1 pseudogene is annotated in these 509 nt (G+C 55.6%); it reads left to right on the forward strand.

The window, feature by feature from the left end:
- Positions 1–7 precede the first annotated feature (7 nt).
- Positions 8–509 (forward strand): annotated as a pseudogene (locus K5Q73_RS21385) (M16 family metallopeptidase); the annotation flags it as partial.

Here is a 509-nt window from a genome sequence, read left to right on the forward strand (position 1 = left end):
TCCTTAGGGGCGGATGAATGAACGTTTCAATCAGGCGTTTTATCCCGCCGGTCATCCTTATTCCTGGCCTGTGATAGGTTGGCCCGAGGATCTCGACCGTGCCACGCCCGATGATGTAAGACACTTCTTCCAACGCTGGTACGGCCCCAACAATGCCACCCTGACCATAGGCGGTGATATCGATACCGCGCAGACGCTGGCCTGGGTCAGCAAGTACTTTGGCGATATTCCCAAGGGGCCTGAGGTGGCGACCGATGCCAAACCTTTGGTAACGCTGGACAAGAGCCGCTATATCTCGATGGAAGACAATGTCCATCTGCCACTCATCCGTGTTGCTTTCCCAACCGTTTATGCCCGTCATCAGGATGAGGCCGCGCTGGATCTGCTGGCCAATATTCTCGGCGGCGGCAAGACCTCGCTGGTTTACAAGAATCTGGTGAAAGATGGTTATGCGGTGCAGGCCGGGGTCAGTCATCCTTGCCAGGAGCTGGCCTGTCAAATGTCTATCT

Source organism: Shewanella sp. MBTL60-112-B2 (assembly GCF_019655055.1).
Taxonomy (GTDB): Bacteria; Pseudomonadota; Gammaproteobacteria; order Enterobacterales; family Shewanellaceae; genus Shewanella.